The organism is Streptomyces sp. A1136 (assembly GCF_004795055.1).
In the GTDB taxonomy this organism is placed as follows: domain Bacteria; phylum Actinomycetota; class Actinomycetes; order Streptomycetales; family Streptomycetaceae; genus Streptomyces.
The window spans coordinates 1-1079 of sequence record NZ_SSBJ01000101.1 but is presented as its reverse complement, the minus strand read 5'-3'; the positions used below and the strand labels follow the sequence as shown (position 1 = coordinate 1079).

The following is a 1079-nucleotide window of genomic DNA, read 5'->3' as shown; positions in this document are numbered from 1 at the left end:
CTAGGGCCTGTGTGATGTCGTGATCAGTTCCTGAGTTCTGTCCTCTGCGCGGGGTGGAATCCGGTAGGACTGTGGTCGTGACGCGCAGGCAACTCACCAATGCCCAGTGGAAGTTCATCGAGCCGTTTCTGCCGATCGGCAGGTACGGCCCGTACCCGGAGCGGTTGCGGGAGCAGTTCGAGGGTGTGATCTGGCGGTTCCGCTCCAGCGCCCAGTGGCGGGAGATGCCTGTCGAGTTCGGCCCCTGGGCCACCGTCTACGGGCGCTTCCGTGTCTGGCGGGACGCCGGTGTCTTCACCGCTCTGCTGGAGGGCCTGATCGCCCAGGGGGCCCGGGTGGGAAGGGCGGACTTGTCGCTGGTCAGCGTGGACTCCACAACGGTCCGCGCGCACCACGACGCCGCGGGGATGCGTGTGAGCAAGCACCTCATGAAGGCCCTGGAAGAAGCCGTGCAGGAGCAGGAAGCAGCCTGCCAAAAGGGGGCGGCCCGGAGGAACAGAACGGACAGGCCGAACGCCGGCGCATCCGGCGCCGACGCAAGCTCCGCCTGAAGGAAGCCCTTCTCGGCAGGTCCCGCGGCGGCCTCACCAGCAAGATTCATCTCGCCGCGGACCGCAGATGCCGTCCACTCGCGTTGGTCCTGACTGCCGGGCAGGCCGGGGACAGCCCCCAGTTCATCCCCGTCCTGGACCGGGTGCGGGTCCGACTGCCGGTCGGCCGGCCCCGCACCAGACCCGCAGCGGTCGCCGCGGACAAGGCCTACTCATCGCGCGGCAACCGCGCCTACCTGCGCAAACGCGGAATCAAAGCAGTCATCCCGGAGAAACGGGACCAGGCCGCCAACCGCAAGAAGAAGGGCGCACGAGGCGGCCGGCCCATCAGCCACGACGCCGACCTCTACAAGGAGCGGAACACCGTCGAACGCCTGATCAACAAGCTGAAAGCGTGGCGAGGCATCGCCACCCGCTACGACAAGTCACCCGAAAGCTACCTCGCCGGCCTCCACCTCCGCGCCGCAATGATTTGGATCGACGACCTCCTCAAACCCCCCGACTGATCACAACCTCACACAGGCCCTA

1 pseudogene is annotated in these 1079 nt (G+C 67.1%); it reads left to right on the top strand.

The window, feature by feature from the left end:
- Positions 1-77: 77 nt before the first annotated feature.
- A pseudogene (locus tag E6R62_RS37425) lies at positions 78-1057 on the top strand (IS5 family transposase).
- Positions 1058-1079 lie beyond the last annotated feature (22 nt).